Genomic DNA, 17,825 nt, shown 5'->3' with positions numbered 1-17,825 from the left:
ATTTATTGTATTAATTGTCTTCCTACTGCTTCTTCACTTCAATTTTAATCCACTTTAAAACAGCTACACTTTCCCTCCTAATCCTTTACTTGTTCACCGTATACTTGAATGAAACACAGCTACTATATTTCTTAACATTTACCATCTGCTTTATCCTGCTATTTCATCAATTGATCATCATATGTATAAAAATGAAATCAAAATTATTTTTGTATCAGCTTCTCTCGATAAAAAAAGACAACGAAAAAGACAATAGAACAATAGGGTTATTTCTATTTCTCGCTCTATTGTAATCGAAAGAAATCCAAAACTGTTTTCCTTCTCTTCTATACATACTGCAGCAAGTACTAAACTTTTCTAGGTGCATCTTTCTTTTTTTACAACACAAAAAAAAGATCCTAGCAAGGATCTTTTTTGATATTTCATTTCCGATAAAATATAGGTTTATGTGCTATTATGTTTTTTTCAAAAACTCAAGGGGTGTACATCCCAAAACATGTTTAAAGCTTTTGAAAAAAGAGGTTTTCGAATTAAATGCACTCTCCAAAAATAAATCATGTACACTTAATTCTGCTTTTGTATGATGATTCTCTATATACTTCACCACATGCTCTATTCTCAATTTATTGATATACTCACGAAAATTCATCTGATATACTACATTGAAATACTGGGCTAAATAATACCGAGATATTTTCGTACGAGAAGCTAAATCTGTCATTTTAAAATTGGCGTCCAAATAGGCTTTATTTTCAATGATAATATGAGTCACTTTTATATCGCAACGTTGCAACACAATATCATTTAATTTAGTTTGTCCATATTTTAGCGTATCAGCTTCCTGCATATTCTTTTGTTTTCCATCCTCCTCTCCTCTATACGCCAAATTCCACTCTTCCATTTGAGTTGTAATTCCCTCTGATTCTTTGAGCATGAAAACAGCTTCGCTTTCCATTTCTTTTCTCAAAAAAGTTAAGTACACATATAAGAATAGTAGGAATAAGAAAATCGATAATTTAATATCCTTAGATAAGAGAAAAAAAACGATTACTAGTATTCCGCCTAAAATGATGGATATACTCTTTTTCCAATCCTTCTTCCCCTCCTTTGGCTGTTGATCATCTGATCGTTTTTCATCTATTAGTTTTATTTTTTTTCGCAACGTAATCCCATAATATAAAAAGGTTACACTAAATATACCTAGCATACTTGCATTGACATAGTCCCATTTATTCTGAACCAAGGAGAGAAACAACCCAAAAATAAATACACAAACAATCCGATAGAAATCACTAAAATAATCAGCCTTGTTCCTGTATTGATGATCCTTTTGTCTACTGGAAATAATCAGGTTTAAAAAAGGTCCATAAAACAAAAACAACAAGAGCCAAATTGAAAAATGAAAAACATTCTTTAGTAATAAATCTTCATAAACCAAAAGAATTAACTGAACAACCACAAAAAAACTAAACCACGTAGTTGCATAATAAGTTACTCGTTTTGCTTTGGGCACAACCTGCTGATAGGCTGTAATGATTTCATACAAAACAATAGGGAGTAATAAAATAAGAAAGAAAATTTGTAGCGGCATACTAAACATAATTAAAAACAGAGGCGTTTGATTTGGAGCAATGAATCAATTTGAATTCTTATTTCTTTATTCCTGCTATCTACATCCAAAAGACAGGGATTCCTTTTCTTGTTCTTCCAATAATCAAATCTAGATTTGATCTCTTTCTGTTTGATACTAGCAAATGATATAGAACACTTCACCTGTTCCTTCCTATTAATTAGTTGAGTTTTCATCCATTTAAATGGATGCTTTATATAGGCTAACTTCTTATCCATAAACCGCAAAGTCAATTCAATTATATAGGTTCTAAGTATTCCTATATCAACCGGTATAGAAACCATTACTACCAAAAATAATAGGATAATTGAGAGTAGATTTATTTTCATATTTATTAATTTAAATTCACTTTTATTGTTATCACAAAAAGTAATGAATTGATTTTGTGCTTTTTATCAACAACAGCATCTAAAAGGTCTACTTTTGTTTTTACTGATTAATATAACATTACAGTAAACAGTATCAATAACAATCAATACATAAAATTAAAGCACAATAAAGTTAAAAAAGGTATCAAAAAAACAATAAACAATCAAAAAAACACAATGATACACGAATTAACTTTTATGCGTAAACAAATAAAATAAGGACACCACGCTTTCTTCTTGCACCCTTTCATTTTGTCACTGTATTTATTTTTGTATTAATCACCGTTGCACTTATTTGTATCTATAGACGATGTTCTACAAAAATGAAAGTTGAATAATCCTACCAAAAATTATCTCTTAATTTTTTAAAAGCTTGGAAGGAGCAAATCCATAAAAATAAACGAATGCACGATAAAAGGACAATCGTGTATTGAATCCACACAGAAAAGTTAATTCCTCAACCGTAATATCTTTTTCTCTCTCGCGAATAATATTGAATGCATGCTCAACTCTTAATCGATTGATATATAATTTAAAACTTGAAGATGCTGAATATTTGAAGTATGCGATCAATTTATTTTTATCTACTTTAAGAATATTTGCTACTTCAGTCAATGTCACAGTTGAATCTAAAAAAAGCTGTTTATCTATTACTTGAACGTATAGTAAATTTTGTAATACTTGTACTTCTGCAACTGTTGCCTTAGCTTTTACTGTAACTGTTGTATTTACATGAGGTTTCAGTATTACACTTTCATTTTTCAAATAAGCACTAGCGGTTTCATCTGATATCGATACTTGTTTCGGCTGGCGAAACTGATGAATACCTTCTTTTGTTAGCTTTATCACAAGAACAACGATAGTAAACACTAGAAAAACAAGATGACTTTTCTCCGTGCTTTTCACTAGCAGTATACAAGTAAATAACAAACAACAAATTAGCAGCTTCGATTTGACAACTAATACATTACGAACATATTGCTTCTTTTTCTTTACCTTATCCCCCTTTTTACTTTTCATCTTTGACTCCTAATATCCATCCAACAATTAACTACCTCTCCTCTAAGACTTAGAAACGTAAACAAAGTCACAAAAAAAACACCTAAAACAACACAAAAAAACACCTATTTAACAAATAAATATGTAAAAAACGCAAAATATGATTAAAAATAAAGTATATTTTTTTCACTTTCTTTTCACCCAAACTATCATAGCCGTAGAACCATCTACTTGTTAACTGATCTTCCGCTTCTTTCTTGTTTTCTATTGCATTCTAATTTTCAAGTAGTATCTTCGTATTATTATCTTTACTTTGTACTACTTGCACTAGATATCAACTACTTGTATATGAAAAATGCGACTCTTTTTATTGAACATATTGAGCGATTCACTACCCCACTCCATGCTGATGAAATAGTCTCTATCCTATCATTTTTCACCTTTCAGACGTTGTCGAAAAAAACGACTATTCAAGAAGCAGGCATGCCTTGTGACAGGATGTACTTTGTACTCCACGGTTGTTTGAGAAGCTATTATATCAAAGAAAACGGCACAGTACAAACATTAGATTTTGCTATTGAACAATGGTGGTTAACCGATCACCTTGCCTTTGAAAAACAAACGACGAGCGACTTTTACATCCAAACGGTAGAACCATCGGATATTCTTTGTATTACTCAGGCTAATTTTAAAGCCTTAGTGGATGCCCATCCCATTATGGAAAAATACTTCCGAACGCTATTCCAGCTTGCTTGTGGCGCAGCTCAACATCGTTTAAAATTCTTATATGAATACAGCCGAGAAGAATTGTACTTTCACTTTGAAAAACAATTTCCTGCCTTTGTACAGCGCATTCCTCAATATTTACTAGCTTCTTACTTAGGCTTTAGCCCTGAATACTTAAGTGAAATTAAAAAGAAACGCTTTTCTTAAACAGGTTGAAGTTTTTTTACTTGACGAAGTTCTACTTTTGATTTCATTCAAAAACAATAGAATATGTCAAAAAGAAAAGCGATTTACAGCGTAGATCCTAAAGCTTATGATGGGATGCTAAAACTAGAGCAATACCTCAATGAATCACAACTTACAGTTACGCATAAAGAACTCATTAAAATACGAGCATCTCAATTAAATGGTTGTGGATACTGCTTAGATCTACACACCAAAGATGCCTTAGCTTACGGAGAATCCGCAAGACGTTTACTTGTATTGGCTGGTTGGAGAGAAACTGAACTTTTCACTGCAGAAGAACAGGTAATTCTAGCGCTAACAGAAGCAGTTACTTTCATTCACGAAGGTGGAATCAGCGATGAACTATACCAACAAGCAGAACAATTATTTGATGCAACCTATCTTGCTCAACTAATCATGTGCATGGTCACCATTAATGCTTGGAATAGAATTGGCGTAGCTACCCATTTAAAGGCTAAATAGGGAAGCGATGAACGGCTATAAAAAAAAGCTTGAGTAGATTACTCAAGCTTTTTTTGTACTTAACTTTTAATTTACTCCTTTAAACAGAGGCGATGTGAAATAAAACAGCACTCAACGAGAGGTTTATATCCTCACAAAAAACAATCTTATAAACCAAAACTGTATTTTACCTTAATTCCCAAAGTAAACATTCTCAACTTATATCGTTCATTCTCACCAGGCAGTATACTGTTAAGTTGTTCTTTATCCTTATAGGTCAATATTGATTTATCTGCTTGACCTGCAGCGCCTAAATCACAATCTCCGTAGAATCCTAGATAAAGTGCTTGGTTATTAGCCATATCATACTTCACACCTAGTTCCCCCATAACAAAAAAACCGCTGTTTAATTTGAACTTATTTTCTTCTGTTTTATCTCCGAGGTTTCCAAAACCAGCATAGGTCGGATTGTGTAATTCAGCATCCCATTGTTCATAGTAACCACTCGTTTTTACTCCTTCCAAGGTTTGTGTTGCTTTTACTTTGGTATAAATTTGATACTTCACTCCACCAGCGGCATAAAGACGTAGTTTTTCATTTCCTAAATTGGGTCCTACATATTGCACTTTAATGGGTATAGCAAAATAATTACCGCGGAGTTCTTCTTTGAATTTCGCTATTGTATAGCGAAATTCAAAGGCAGCTCCTTGTCCATCAATCGAAGGACTTGTTCCTATATAGTTTGAATCTTCTTTCGTTAATTGATACGCTCCTACTTCCAATCCTACGCCTAAAGATAGATTTTGGCGTATTTCTTGCATGTACAAAGCTGAAAAACCAACGGTAGATCCATCAGATAACCCAATACTAGGTTTTCTTCCTCCTGTTAATCCTCCTAAAACAGAAACTTCAACTTCCTGTCCCATTACTTGGGCTGTATGTAGACCGAGTATCATACTCATGGCCCATACCATTATTTTTATTGTCTTCATCTTATTTTTTTACTGCAAATTTGATTGACTCTCTTGTTCCATTTAATTCAAAAATGGCTACATACATTCCTCCTTGTATGTTTTGAGGTAAATAAATCGTTGTCTGTTCTCCTTCCATTGAAAACGTATGAACCAATTGCCCGTTTAAATTGAATACTTGAACAGGAATTCCTCTTAATTGTACCCCTGTAACATGTACCTCTAGGGTTGTTTTTTGACCAAGAGTTACTGGATTAGGATACAATTGAATCACAGGTGTTACTGCGGTTGTAATTTCCATTGGACAAACGTGAATTTCTTCTCCTGTTGCTGTTTTAACGATAGCATGATACACCGCATTGCGGTCTAATATTGATTTAGGCCCCGCAGAGTAGACTTGTTCTTCTGAAATTAGATCTCCGTCTTTATACCACTGGAATCCTACCAATTGATAACCTCCATTGGTCTGTGGATTTTTGTTAATCAATAGCGTATTATCGAATTTTTGTACTGCAATTTGCTCAAAGGCAAATGGTTTTTCTACAACAATAACATACTCTTCTTTTACTTTTCCATTTTGTGAAACAACTGTAACCGTTTGTTTGTAAATTCCTGGTTTAGGTACTGAAATACTAAATGTTGCACTAGGTGTTACTTTTGCTCCTTCATCTACCTCAATTTTCACAGGTACTTCGGTTCTTAAATCTTCACAACTCATCAAGTGGTATATCTGATTTTGAGGTTTCGTATACTGCTCATCAGCAATCCAGATATCGTGAATAGAAGCATCGTTATTTACAATGCGCAACACTCGACTCACCGCCAAGGCAGGGTGATAATTTGCATTACCTGCTTGTGTAACTGTAATCGTAATTTCTCCTACTTTTTTAAGTGTTACCCAACCTTTTTCACTTACCTCAGCGGCAGGTTGCCCACTAGTATAGGTGTATGTATAGTGTAAAGGTAAGTTAGACGTTGTTGTAGCTTGAAGTTGGAAATCTTCACTTTCAGCTAAGATTCGCGTTTCTAATTCATCAAAACGAATGTCTTGATTTGCCTTTTCTATCTTTAATGTAGCTGTCAATTCTCGACTTTGATAGTTATTTCCGCCATTTATTGTCGCTTTTACTTCATAACTTCCCACGTCAATTTTTCCATTATTGCTATGTTCTACTGTTACTCCTTGCGGTAGTGAACCTGAAACGAAAATATATTTTGCTGTTCCATCATAAGTAAACGTTTGACCTTCAAATTGAATATTTTCAATTGCCGCTTTAGTAATTTTTAAAGTAGCGCGAAGGGTGGTGTTTTCATATTGATTTCCTCCTTGAACAACAGCAATGACCGTATAAGTTCCAGCGGCAATCTTATCATTGTTTTGATAGGTTACTGTTACACCTTCTGGTACATTTTGCACCGTTATTTGCTTCGCTGTACCATCGTAAACAAACGTTGCATCTTCAAATACAAGATCTGCTAAAGCATGGCGAATTTGTAGATTGGCTTCTAAGGTTCTATCTTCATAATTTGCTCCACCGTGAAGTTGTGCTGTAACGGCATAGTTTCCTACTTCAACTCGTTCATTCCCCTCATACGTTACGCGAACACCTGCTGGTAGTTCACCTCTAATCGTTATGGATTTAGGCGTTGCATCATACAAGAATGAACCGTTTTCAAATACAATTCCTTCGAGCGTTGCTTTGGTAATCGTTAAGGTAGCTGCTTGGTACTGAATCGCATAATTTGTAGATACATACCCACTTGCTTCAATCGAGTAAGTTCCTGCATTGGTTGCTTCTATTGCCGTTCCATCATAATGCAAGGTTCCCGTTAACACATTTGGATTCTCTCCATATACAAAACCTTGGTAGGTAACGTCCCACGTAGTATGAGGTGTTCCGTCGTATGTTTTGGTTTGATTCGTTGCCTGAATAACTAAAGGAGCCTTCGCTACGCGTAAAGTAAAACGCACTTCTTCTGCTGGAAAATATTCATTATTCCCAGCCTGATTCACGCGGATTTCTGTTTCACCAGCTCCTTTGATCACGATAATTCCCGCTTCTACTACTGCAACAGAAGAATCTGTAACGGTATAGACAAGCGGCAATTGACTGGTTGATTCTCCTGTTTGAAAAGGAGCATCACCATATACTTTGTTTACATTTTCAACCGTAATGGTTTGTTCTTTGACTTTGATTGTCGTAAAGCTAATTTTTTTCCAAATTGAACAATCTGCTGCTACACGTACATAAACATCATAGGTAGTTTCAGCTGTTAGTCCTTGTATTTGGTGAACTGAGGAAATTTGATCTATCCTCGTTCCTTCTCCTTGAACGAATCCTTCTTCTCCATATTCGACATCAAAAACAGTAGCCTCAGATAAAATTTGAAGCGTAGCCGTTTCTTCCCCAATATCCTCTACTTTAAGCTCTACTGGAGGACAACGCAAGGCTTCAATATCAATCGCAATTTCAATTTCATCTTGCTTTGTTGTATCTTGAACTGCAGTAGCTCTTACTTTGACAACGCCATTCGCTAAAGCAGAAACGCGTCCATTTTGATCAATAGAAGCAAATGCTGCTCCTTCAACAATCGACCATGTTACCGCTTGATTAGCCTCTGTTGGCAATACACGCGCAACTAACTGCAATGTTCCATTTTCAGTTGTAATGGTTGCAGGAACACTATTTGCAGTGGTCACTTCTACCCCTGTTATTGCTACCAATGGTCCTTGAATATCCAACGTATAATCTTCTACTTGACCTAGGTAATACCCTGTTGGACAAGGTACATTTTCTAAGTGAACCCAAGTGGTTTCTGGATTGTGATACATACTCACAACGCGCATTCTCGTTGATCCAATCAATGCATCAGCTGGAATTTGGATTGTTCCTGATACCTCTCCTCTTTCTCCTCCTAGGTTATTTAAAAATCCAATAGTGACCGCTTCATCTGCTGAAAATTCAAAATCTCGATTGTAATCAATATAAACTTTCACCAACATCATATCCTGTCCGTCATTTTTTCCTTTCACCGTAATAGGATAAGTTTCTCCTTTCGCTACCGGTATTACATTCGTTGTAAAGTCTTCATATAACGGTTCAACTCTTGTATTACTTCCACTGGTTTGTGTTGTTGTACCAAGAGTAAATTCATAAATAGGTAGACTATATGCAGTATCCGAAATTTCTGGTTGACAGTACTCATCGGGGGTCACAACAGGAGCCATTTTTATACAACGAATGGCAGATCCTTGTTCACGAGGCGCACCTGCACCTGCATTCATTGTGATATTACTATAGAATAAATGTTTTGCAAAATCGCGATTAGTTGAAGCTGTTTTACTCCAATAGTATCCTCGCAATCCTTCATTGTAAACGCCATTCCCTCCTCTGGCACCCGCTACTGTTAAGCGCAAATTACTATCAAAAGCGGTTTGAATATTAGTGATACTTTCTGCAGTAATAATTGCCTGCCATTGGTCTTGAGTTGGCAACGTCCATCCTTCTCCTAGTGCTTTACAAGGGTCGCATCCATCCGTATCTGTTACCGCTTGAGGAGTAGCAGCTCCCCATGTATCCGTACTTGTTCCCGATTGCCACCAAGATGGATCAGTCAAATAAAACTTCGTATTATTTTGTCCTAATCCACGCGGAGTATTCGGTGAAAGCACGCCAGTTACAACAGTAGAGGTGCGTTTTTGGTGTCCATCATCCCATCTTCCCCATTGGAATAAATCTCCATAAGCTGAAGCATCTGTTGCGGCTGTCGCCACTTGTTCACTCCCTAAATTTTGTTGTAACCAAATGGTTCCATCCACTGCGCGAACCGTTGTATAAGTTACCGTAGATCCATTATATTGAAACGTTACACAACCTGTATCTCCTGGGTTCATTCCAGGCTCTTGATTGGTACAACCAGGTTGTACTGTTCCGTCCGTAATCTGAACAGAATAATCTTCAATTTGACCATATTCTGCATCAGTACAAGCATCAAATTCACCTTCTTCATATATATACCAATTGTCTTTGATAATACGCATACGCGTATTTCCTAATACAGCATCATCAGGAACACGGATTTCAAACTCTACTTTCACCTGATCTTGTCCAGTAGATGGAGAGAGTAATCCTCGATATAATTCCGTACGAACATCAAATTGTCCATCGTTATTCCAATCAATAAAAGCGCGAATATCATGTTCGAAATTTCCATTGGTATTCCCCTTAACTGTCAACGTATACGTTTGACCTCGTTCTACTTGAGCCACCATCGCCGTAAAATCCTCATAAGCCACAGGAGCTACTGTTGGATTCGGAGTTACATCGGTTTGATTATTTAAATTTGCAAATTGTACTAAAGTAATAGGCTCCACACCATATAATACGGTAACATCACAATAATCCCCAGGATTAGTTGTACCATCAGCTATTTGAACGGAATAATCCTCCACTTGTCCATATTCTGCATCTAAACACGCATCAAATTCTCCTTCTTCATAAATATTCCAATTGTCTTTAATAATACGCATACGTGTTTTTCCTAGTACAGCTGTATCAGGTACTCGGATTTCAATTTCTACTTTAACCTCATCTTGACCTGTAGAAGGCAATAATGATGCGGTGTAAAATTCCGTTTGCATATCGAATTGTCCATCGTTATTCCAGTCGATAAACACGCGAATATCATTTTCAAAATTCCCGTTGGTATTTCCTTTAACTGTCAATGTATAGGTCTGTCCACGTTGCACTTGTGCAGTCATAGCAGTAAAATCTTCATAACGTGCTGGTGCTGTTGTTGCATTGGGGTCTACATCGGTTTGATTGTTCAGATTAGCCCATTGCACCAAAGTAATAGGTTCTACGCCATACAATACAGAAACATCACAGTAATCCGAAGGAACTACAGGAGGAAGTGTATTTTCATACAACATAGTCATTGCTGTTCCATCACTGGTATACCCTATCACAAAGAGATCCATATCTCCATCTTGATCAAAGTCAAACCACTTCGCTCTAGATGTACTCAATCCCCTAATCGCGTTAGAATTTTCTTCATCCAAAACAAACGATTGATTCTGTTGGTTGGTATATATATTTGTCTTGATACCAGAAGAAGCAGTACTTCCAAAAGAGAATACATCTAAAAAGCCATCCTTGTTGTAATCTACAAGTGCACTGGATCCCATGATAATCCCTTCAAACGCATAAGGCGCAGCTGTAAAATTACCTTGTCCATCATTTAAATACAGTACAAGACTATGCGTCATGCTGCCATTCATTCCACCTAATAATACATCTAAATCGCCATCCCCTTCAAAATCAGCTACACTGATAGATGAAAAGTATACAGCTCCTAAGCCAGAGTCATGGGCGCGAAAATTTCCATTGCCCTCATTAAGATACAACTGAGTTGCAGGTACGTAACTAGTACTAAAACCAGTAATCAAGATATCAGGTAATCCATCTCCGTTTGCATCAAAGATTTCAGTCGCACTGAAGTAAGTTCCCAACAACTCAATATTAGCATCAATAAACTCGCCGTCCGCTTGCTGAAAATAAACTTTAGAACTATAGCCTGCATCTGTTTGCCCATTAACCAACAAATCCGCTAATCCATCTCCATTTAAATCTGCAATTTTTATCGATCCATATTGCGCAGGAATAATTGTAGCGATATTCTTTTTAGTAAATGTATTATCGCCATTGTTATAGTAAATTTCAAAAACTTTTTCATTGGGAAATCCTTCCTCTTTTCGAAACCCTGTAATAGCAAAATCCATCTTCCCATCTCCATCCAAATCTCCTGTTCCAATAGCAGAATACATGATTTGTGAAAATTGATTATTTAAGGCAGTAAAATGATCTTGTTCATTTACATAGACTAACGTATTTCCAGATCCATATCCTTCTCCAGTTCCTGAGAATATTAAATCCGGAAAAGCATCCTGGTTGACGTCAAGTACGGCGGCATCTCCATAGAAAACCCCCGGAAAAGTTTGAGCAGTATGTGCTCGAAAATGCTGGGCATGAGTAGTAAAGCACCCTAGCATACCTCCTATCAATAAGATAAGTGTTTTTTTAACTGTATAGATACACATGTTGTTTGATTATGTAGTGATTTATTTCGTTTTATTCGAAAACGCTTATGCGCTTTTCTATCTTTAATTCATTCCTAAAACAAAACCTAATGGGCATCCCTTGGGTTGATAAAAATAAAATTGATGAGGATTAAACAACGGTCTAAACTCTGATTTAGGGTACAAATGATTCATATTAATACGCAGTTATAATTTTACCAACAAATCTATTTATATTAAATCTAATTAAAAACAAGGTGCTGTTATTTACAAATTTCACTACATAATCGTTATAACATCGCGCTTAATTATAATAGAATTAGACTAATTAAAATTATCATTGTTTTATTTCGTTAATTTTTAGTCAATCTAAAAGAGGTTTTTACTAGATTTACAAGAAGAAGTTGGCTTTTACATCCCTCAAAAAAGTAATATATTCGTATCGCAGTAGGTCAATTTTGCCTTTTTTTCCTTTCATTTTTTATGATGCTTGATAAAATTCACAACTATTCCATTCAAGATATACTTCAATTACTTGAACATGATTTTCAAGAAAGTGGACTCTATGTTGATTTTACACAGCAGCTGTCAGACCATCCTCTTCAACATCCCTATCGAACAGCCAATTATACCATATTGCTCCTTCAAGAAGGAACCATGACAGTTCAACTTGATTTAGTGACGTATGAACTAAAGCAAAATACATTGGTTATAGTTCCCCCGCATACCGTTATCTACTTTAAAAGCTTTTGTACTGATTTAGTGTTTATTACATTGAGCTTTGACAAAACCTTTGCCATTACTCATACCCAAAATGAAAAAAGCGATTTCAGCTTACTTGCCTCCTCTAAAGTTCATCATCTACTACTGGATGACAGACAACTTCCTATATTGGTCAATCTATGTGAATTAATTGATCAAAAAAACAAACAGAAAGCTGATTTTCAATACTACATCGCATCCATACATCATTTATTTGCTTTACTCTTACTTGAATTAAAAGCAATTAGTCAACATCAAAATCCCATTATACAAGAGCACATTTCGAGGAAAGAGCATTTAACCTTGCTCTTTTTAGAAGCTTTACAAACTCATTTTAGAACCGAAAAACAAGTCCGATTTTATGCCGCTACACTCTGTGTTTCCGACCGTTATTTAGCCAAAGTAATCAAAGAAGTAACCTCCAAAACCATCGGAGAATTAATAGATCAAGCTATTGTAATAGAGGCTCAGCTCTTACTAACGAATACAACACTCACCATTATGGAAATAGCAGATGAATTACACTTCAATAGCACCTCTTTTTTTGGCAAGTTTTTCAAAAGGAAAGTAGGTTGTTCTCCTGGCCAATACAGAAAGCAATTTTAAATCCAAAATAGAAACCAATGCATTATCCCCCTCATGTAAAGGAAGCAATTCCCCAGGCAAAAACAAGAAATGGAAAAAAAGGCGTATTTTAGAACAGTTTTGATGACAAATCGTTCTTTTTTACGCTAACTATTTGTCTCAATTTTGCAGCAGAGCAATACCACATCTGGTCTTTCTCTTCCTTATAAAAGCGAATCATGAGTAAACATTATATTACGTGTAAACACTGTCAGACTGAAAATGTAAATACGGATTACTGCACAAACTGCGGGGAAATTATCAATATTGTACTAGAACGCCAACTCGAGCAGCAACGATTGAAAGAAGAGCGCATACAAAAAGAAATTCTGCGTGAACCAACGGCTACAGAAAAGTTTTTTTTAACCTTACGCAACCACTCCAATCCTTTTGTACGAGTACTCTATATCCTTGTACACACCGTTTGGTTAGTAGTTGCAACTATTGCCGCAGGTATTGCCTATCTCGTTGGGATGATTGCAGCCTAATGAAAATACCCCCAACTTCGGAAGATGAAAAAAACACTCTTTTTTATTGCTTTAGGTATTGCCATTAGTATCTATCTTTTCCAACAAACACAGCTGAATATTCCTCTTTGGGTGAATAATTACGTCAATGATTTTCTCTTCTTACCCTTAGTATTAACTAGTTGCTTATTCGTTGTTCGGAAAATTAAACAAGATAAAAAGCTTCATCTTTCTTTGTCCTTAATTTTAGCTGTTACCCTATTTTATTCGGTGTATTTTGAATGGTATTTACCTCAACACAATCCGCGTTATACGGGAGATTGGATGGATTGCCTACTTTATTTTTGTGGTGCCTTTGTTTTTTATTTCCTACAACATTACAACGTTTCTCCAAACAAAACACCAAAGCATAACCTCAAATAGTTGCTAAAACTAAATCTTCTTTTACGCCGGATAATAGGGGCTTACAAGGATACTTTTTCGTTTTCTCAAAAACCGATACCTCCCTAAAAAATACAGTAATCTTTTACACTGACATTACATCAACCTAAGGCCACAGCTTATTTCCATTGCCTTTACACTTTCTTGGACAGTACCTAAAAACAAGGGCTATTCTTTTCAAACAATACCGTTCTCTAGTATAGAAAAACACTTGTTCATCCCTACTACCCAACCCTTAATATTGTAAAAAATAAGTAAATATTAACATAATTAAAATCAAAAAAAATAATTTTAATCCTAAATTCGTTCCATACTATTTTTTTATTATCAACAAAACCCCTTATAGTATGAAACTAAAACACATGTATTTTCACCATCCTTCGCAACTAGAAACCAACGAAGCGGTGATAGAAAAATTCGAAAACCAAGGTGTTTCTATGAAAAAAATTCAAGAAGCACTTGGTAGAACCAATCGTTATGTGGTTCCAACCGATTCTCCTGAAACTTCGCTCTCTTTGGGAATTGACGCTGCTAAAGGCGTTTTAAGAGCGAGTAAAATCACTATGAATGAAATTGACATTATTGCTTTTGTAACCGCTACACCAGAGCATCAAATTCCCAATGATTCCATCTTCATTCACCAAGCCTTACAAGGTAAACCCGACACCATGTGCTATGATATTAATGCCAATTGTATTGGTACATTCATCGCTTTAGATCAGGTAGCCCAGTACTTAAATAATAGCAAAACTGCACAAAAAGCCTTGGTTATTTGCGCTGAAAAATTATCGAGTATACTCGATAAAGAAAATCCAGTAACAGCCTTTTGTTTTTCCGATTCTGCTTTTGCTTTTATCGTAGAAAAAGATGAGACTTCCTCTGGATTAATTGATGTACACTACCACACAGATAGCAGTTTTTGCAATACGGTATTATTTCCACCTAAAGGGCATTCCTGTTTTGCAACAGGAGAATTAACGATGTGGGATACTTCCTTTGATGGCAGTGGCAGTGTAGAGTACGCAACCAATAAAATAGAAGATTTTCTTCGTCGAAACAAACTTACAACAGACGATATCAGTTTGTTTTTATTTTCTCAATTATCGCTAAAAAATATTGAGATCATCAAAAATCACTTTAACCTACCCGATGACAAAGTTCCCTTCTATTCCAAAGAAATCGGATACTCTGGGTCATCTAGTCCACTTGTAGCCTTAGACCAATATCAGCAACTCGTCAAACCATTGAAAGAAGGCGAATATATTTTGATTTGGACCTTAGGCGCAGGGTATCAAGCTGGACTCATGTTGTGGAGATTTTAAAAACAAAGATTAGCTTGACTAGAAACAACAAGCTGAAAAACCGGTAGCCTAGCTATCGGTTTTTTTATACTATTTTTTTATAGGCTTATTCTATTTTTATCTTCCGAATTAGATCAGCCTTATTCGTCAAGCCGAAATTAGTTGCAGTTGTTTTTTTCTTCGTAATACTCTAACCAATTTTTGATTCTTCCAACAAACATTTTAAGATAGTTCTCGGTTAGAAATATATTGGACCAATCGAATCTTTGCGCTTGAACACCAAGATAAAACACAAAAATAGATGCTCCTGCTTCAGCAATTAAATCGAGCTCCTCTTCAGATAAATTTCTTTCTTTTTTATAACCATCTAAGAAACTTTCAACTTTTGTTTCATATTCCTTTTTATCGCTTTCAATAAAAAATAATTGTTTGCAAAAATATCCGATATCTAAAATCAAAGAACCATTTCCACAATTATCAAAATCAAAAATTGTAATTTCATTGACCTTATTTACACTCAAATTATCATACCAAATATCAAGATGAACAATACCTTTTTGATCTTCGGATAAAACTATCGTTTCAAAACGCTTTGCTATTATTGAAGAGATTTGTTTTAAATACTTCATCTCATTCAAATCCTCTGGAAAAAAAAAGTTTAGTTTATCATAAGCCTTATTCAGCAGAACATCCGAAGTATAATTTATTCTGTTGATTTTTTTTGCAGCCGTAATAGTATGAATCTTTGCCATCATAGAACCAATTGCAGAGCAAGTTTCATTGGTCATGAAGCGTATTTTTTCACCTTTTGCAAAAGTAAAAAGTACAACATATCGCAAACCTTCTGGAGCAACTATTTCTTGAATTAAATTTCCATTTTTATCAGGAATTGGAATTGAAATTGAAAGTGTATGTGTTTTGAGTACATTTAAAAGCTTTAATTCTTCTTGGATCTCCGCTTTTGTTCTCCAATTATGACAGTAAACTCGAACAACATATTTTGTATTTACATGAGATAAGAAATAAGTATGATTTACTCCAGTTCTAAAAAGTGTGCAATCGAAATGAGCCTCTAATAGATATTTTTCATTCACAAATGCTCCTAATTCAGTTGGGGATACGATTGAGGCTATAACGGGGAAAGTTTTCATGTCAATATTAAGTTTATCTATACTTGTTGCTAACGAGAAACGCATGGCCCAAATGGCGAATTAATTCAACGAAAAGTTCAATATAGACAAAACGTAGCCGATGTGTTTCTCAAAAGCGAACTTATAGAAAAAACCTGAATCTCAACACATCTAGCGGATAAGAAATTCTAATTTATTTTTAGCATAAAACTACACCTAGCTCTGCATTTCATATCGTATTTGACTACTATAATTTATCTTTGATATATAAATACACAACCAACTAGCTGGTTGAAAAGTATTAAAATTAATACTAGTCTCTTAAAGCTATATTTTATGTTTAACTTTACTTGACACCTACGAACAACAAAAAATATGGCAAAAAAGAATCTTATTGTATTTGATATTGACGGTACGTTAACCGATACAGTGGAAATACACCAAAATGCATTTAGAAAATCACTACAATCTATTGGTATTCCAGAATTTTCTAACTCTTTTGGAACTTTTAAACACCATACAGACTCCCACATTGTTAAGACAATATATGAGTCTACCTTCCATCAAAACTGTGATAAAACAATAATCGAAGAATTTGAAGAATACTTATATAAAGAAATTGTACAACATAAGATAGAAGAAATTAAAGGAGCCAAGAAAATAGTCGAGGAGTTAGAAACAAATACTGATTTTGGTGTTTGTTTTGCAACAGGATCGTTGTACAAGCCAGCCGTATTAAAACTTGAGCGAATTGGGATCAATTTTAAGTCGATTCAAGTAGTGGCTTCAAATGAGCTAGAAGAACGAGAGCAAATTGTAAATAAAGCCATTGAAAAGTCCAAAGCATACTATAAAACAGAACACTTTGATCGTATTATTTCATTCGGTGACGGGCTTTGGGATTTAATAACCGCTCACAACCTTGCGATTGATTTTGTAGGCATAGGTCAAGCTAATATAGATACACTAAAAAATAAGGGAATGAAAAAACATTACCCAGATTTCGAGCATTTTCAACTATCAGCATTGTAAAAGTCAGATTTTTAAAACTTATTTTTCACATCACTCATAGCTCACATTCCTTAACCGAAAAGGGATTACAGATCTCAAACAAGGGAAATAAACACAAAGAAAACCAATACCTCGTTACACTCGGTAGTATGCTTTTTTTTATTTAGAAAATTTATCCCATTTCCCTTCTCTCATTTCCCATCTCCAATAAAGGAATTACATATCCCAAACAAGGGAAATAAACACAAAGAAAACCAATACCTCGATATACTCGGCATTGTGCTTTTTTTATTTAGAAAATTTAACCCATTTCCCTTCTCTCATTTCCCATCTCCCATAAAGGGATTGCATATCCCAAACAAGGTAAATAAACACAAAGAAAACCAATACCTCGCTACACTCGGTATTGTACTTTTTTTATTTTGTAAACGTGATGCTGAGAGTAAAACTCTCCATCACTTTCACAAAATAAAAAAACCGATAACTTTCGTTATCGGTTTTCTTTGCGGAGAAAGAGGGTTAGCCTCTTTTACTTCGTATGCTTTATAAATAGGGATGTTCACTTTTTTGAATTGTGGTGAGCACCTTATTTGGAAAGTTTTAAACTATGATTGAAATCGTTTGATTCT

Annotated in this window: 12 protein-coding genes; 7 read left to right on the top strand and 5 right to left on the bottom strand. The window is 35.0% G+C overall.

Annotated elements, in window-relative coordinates; genetic code table 11:
- Positions 1 to 454: 454 nt before the first annotated feature.
- The gene (locus AWV75_RS13985; RefSeq protein ID WP_060874993.1) at positions 455 to 1,591 is read right to left on the bottom strand and encodes a helix-turn-helix domain-containing protein; all 1,137 of its coding nucleotides are present in this window, start codon (positions 1,589 to 1,591) and stop codon (positions 455 to 457) included.
- Positions 1,592 to 2,355: 764 nt separating this feature from the next.
- A complete protein-coding gene (locus AWV75_RS13975) occupies positions 2,356 to 3,018 on the bottom strand; it encodes a helix-turn-helix domain-containing protein (RefSeq protein WP_060874961.1) in 663 nt (220 codons plus the stop codon).
- Between the two features lie 327 nt (positions 3,019 to 3,345).
- Here AWV75_RS13975 and AWV75_RS13970 point away from each other — a divergent pair, with 327 nt between their 5' ends.
- Positions 3,346 to 3,930, top strand: a complete 585-nt coding sequence (locus AWV75_RS13970) for a Crp/Fnr family transcriptional regulator (protein WP_082711089.1) — start codon at positions 3,346 to 3,348, stop codon at positions 3,928 to 3,930.
- 63 nt (positions 3,931 to 3,993) lie between these two features.
- Complete coding sequence (locus AWV75_RS13965) at positions 3,994 to 4,431, top strand: carboxymuconolactone decarboxylase family protein (protein WP_060874960.1); 438 nt, start codon at positions 3,994 to 3,996, stop codon at positions 4,429 to 4,431.
- A gap of 146 nt (positions 4,432 to 4,577) precedes the next feature.
- On the opposite strand, the gene AWV75_RS13960 is transcribed toward AWV75_RS13965, so the two are convergent.
- Positions 4,578 to 5,402, bottom strand: coding sequence for a hypothetical protein (locus AWV75_RS13960; protein ID WP_231738156.1), 825 nt, complete (start codon positions 5,400 to 5,402; stop codon positions 4,578 to 4,580).
- A gap of 1 nt (position 5,403) precedes the next feature.
- A complete protein-coding gene (locus AWV75_RS13955; RefSeq protein WP_060874958.1) occupies positions 5,404 to 11,481 on the bottom strand; it encodes a GEVED domain-containing protein in 6,078 nt (2,025 codons plus the stop codon).
- A gap of 462 nt (positions 11,482 to 11,943) precedes the next feature.
- Here AWV75_RS13955 and AWV75_RS13950 point away from each other — a divergent pair, with 462 nt between their 5' ends.
- The 4 genes from AWV75_RS13950 to AWV75_RS13935 all read left to right on the top strand — a co-directional run bounded on the left by AWV75_RS13950 (position 11,944) and on the right by AWV75_RS13935 (position 15,076).
- Positions 11,944 to 12,828, top strand: coding sequence for a helix-turn-helix domain-containing protein (locus AWV75_RS13950; protein ID WP_231738155.1), 885 nt, complete (start codon positions 11,944 to 11,946; stop codon positions 12,826 to 12,828).
- A gap of 197 nt (positions 12,829 to 13,025) precedes the next feature.
- Positions 13,026 to 13,334 carry a hypothetical protein gene (locus AWV75_RS13945; protein WP_060874957.1) on the top strand — a complete coding sequence of 103 codons (309 nt, stop codon included), beginning with the start codon at positions 13,026 to 13,028 and terminating at the stop codon, positions 13,332 to 13,334.
- Positions 13,335 to 13,358: 24 nt separating this feature from the next.
- Positions 13,359 to 13,736, top strand: coding sequence for a hypothetical protein (locus tag AWV75_RS13940; protein WP_060874956.1), 378 nt, complete (start codon positions 13,359 to 13,361; stop codon positions 13,734 to 13,736).
- 365 nt (positions 13,737 to 14,101) lie between these two features.
- On the top strand, positions 14,102 to 15,076 hold the full coding sequence (locus tag AWV75_RS13935) for a 3-oxoacyl-ACP synthase III family protein (protein WP_060874955.1): 975 nt from the start codon (positions 14,102 to 14,104) through the stop codon (positions 15,074 to 15,076).
- A 137-nt stretch (positions 15,077 to 15,213) separates the two neighbouring features.
- On the opposite strand, the gene AWV75_RS13930 is transcribed toward AWV75_RS13935, so the two are convergent.
- Positions 15,214 to 16,206: a phosphotransferase gene (locus tag AWV75_RS13930; protein WP_060874990.1), complete on the bottom strand. Its 993-nt coding sequence runs from the start codon at positions 16,204 to 16,206 to the stop codon at positions 15,214 to 15,216.
- Positions 16,207 to 16,560: 354 nt separating this feature from the next.
- Between AWV75_RS13930 and AWV75_RS13925 the strand changes: the two genes are divergently transcribed.
- The gene (locus AWV75_RS13925; RefSeq protein WP_060874954.1) at positions 16,561 to 17,217 is read left to right on the top strand and encodes an HAD family hydrolase; all 657 of its coding nucleotides are present in this window, start codon (positions 16,561 to 16,563) and stop codon (positions 17,215 to 17,217) included.
- Positions 17,218 to 17,825 lie beyond the last annotated feature (608 nt).

Origin of the sequence: Myroides odoratus (assembly GCF_001549985.1) — a bacterium.
Taxonomy (GTDB): Bacteria; Bacteroidota; Bacteroidia; order Flavobacteriales; family Flavobacteriaceae; genus Flavobacterium; species Flavobacterium odoratum_A.
The sequence above is the reverse complement of the archived record's forward strand: the minus strand, read 5'-3'. Positions and strand labels throughout refer to the sequence as shown.

What these genes read in the sequence shown, in the direction of transcription:
- AWV75_RS13985 (WP_060874993.1), bottom strand. Translation starts at nt 1,591, where the DNA reads ATGCCGCTACAAATTTTCTTTCTTATTTTATTACTCCCTATTGTTTTG.
- AWV75_RS13975 (WP_060874961.1), bottom strand. Translation starts at nt 3,018, where the DNA reads ATGAAAAGTAAAAAGGGGGATAAGGTAAAGAAAAAGAAGCAATATGTT.
- AWV75_RS13970 (WP_082711089.1), top strand. Translation starts at nt 3,346, where the DNA reads ATGAAAAATGCGACTCTTTTTATTGAACATATTGAGCGATTCACTACC.
- AWV75_RS13965 (WP_060874960.1), top strand. Translation starts at nt 3,994, where the DNA reads ATGTCAAAAAGAAAAGCGATTTACAGCGTAGATCCTAAAGCTTATGAT.
- AWV75_RS13960 (WP_231738156.1), bottom strand. Translation starts at nt 5,402, where the DNA reads ATGAAGACAATAAAAATAATGGTATGGGCCATGAGTATGATACTCGGT.
- AWV75_RS13955 (WP_060874958.1), bottom strand. Translation starts at nt 11,481, where the DNA reads ATGTGTATCTATACAGTTAAAAAAACACTTATCTTATTGATAGGAGGT.
- AWV75_RS13950 (WP_231738155.1), top strand. Translation starts at nt 11,944, where the DNA reads ATGATGCTTGATAAAATTCACAACTATTCCATTCAAGATATACTTCAA.
- AWV75_RS13945 (WP_060874957.1), top strand. Translation starts at nt 13,026, where the DNA reads ATGAGTAAACATTATATTACGTGTAAACACTGTCAGACTGAAAATGTA.
- AWV75_RS13940 (WP_060874956.1), top strand. Translation starts at nt 13,359, where the DNA reads ATGAAAAAAACACTCTTTTTTATTGCTTTAGGTATTGCCATTAGTATC.
- AWV75_RS13935 (WP_060874955.1), top strand. Translation starts at nt 14,102, where the DNA reads ATGAAACTAAAACACATGTATTTTCACCATCCTTCGCAACTAGAAACC.
- AWV75_RS13930 (WP_060874990.1), bottom strand. Translation starts at nt 16,206, where the DNA reads ATGAAAACTTTCCCCGTTATAGCCTCAATCGTATCCCCAACTGAATTA.
- AWV75_RS13925 (WP_060874954.1), top strand. Translation starts at nt 16,561, where the DNA reads ATGGCAAAAAAGAATCTTATTGTATTTGATATTGACGGTACGTTAACC.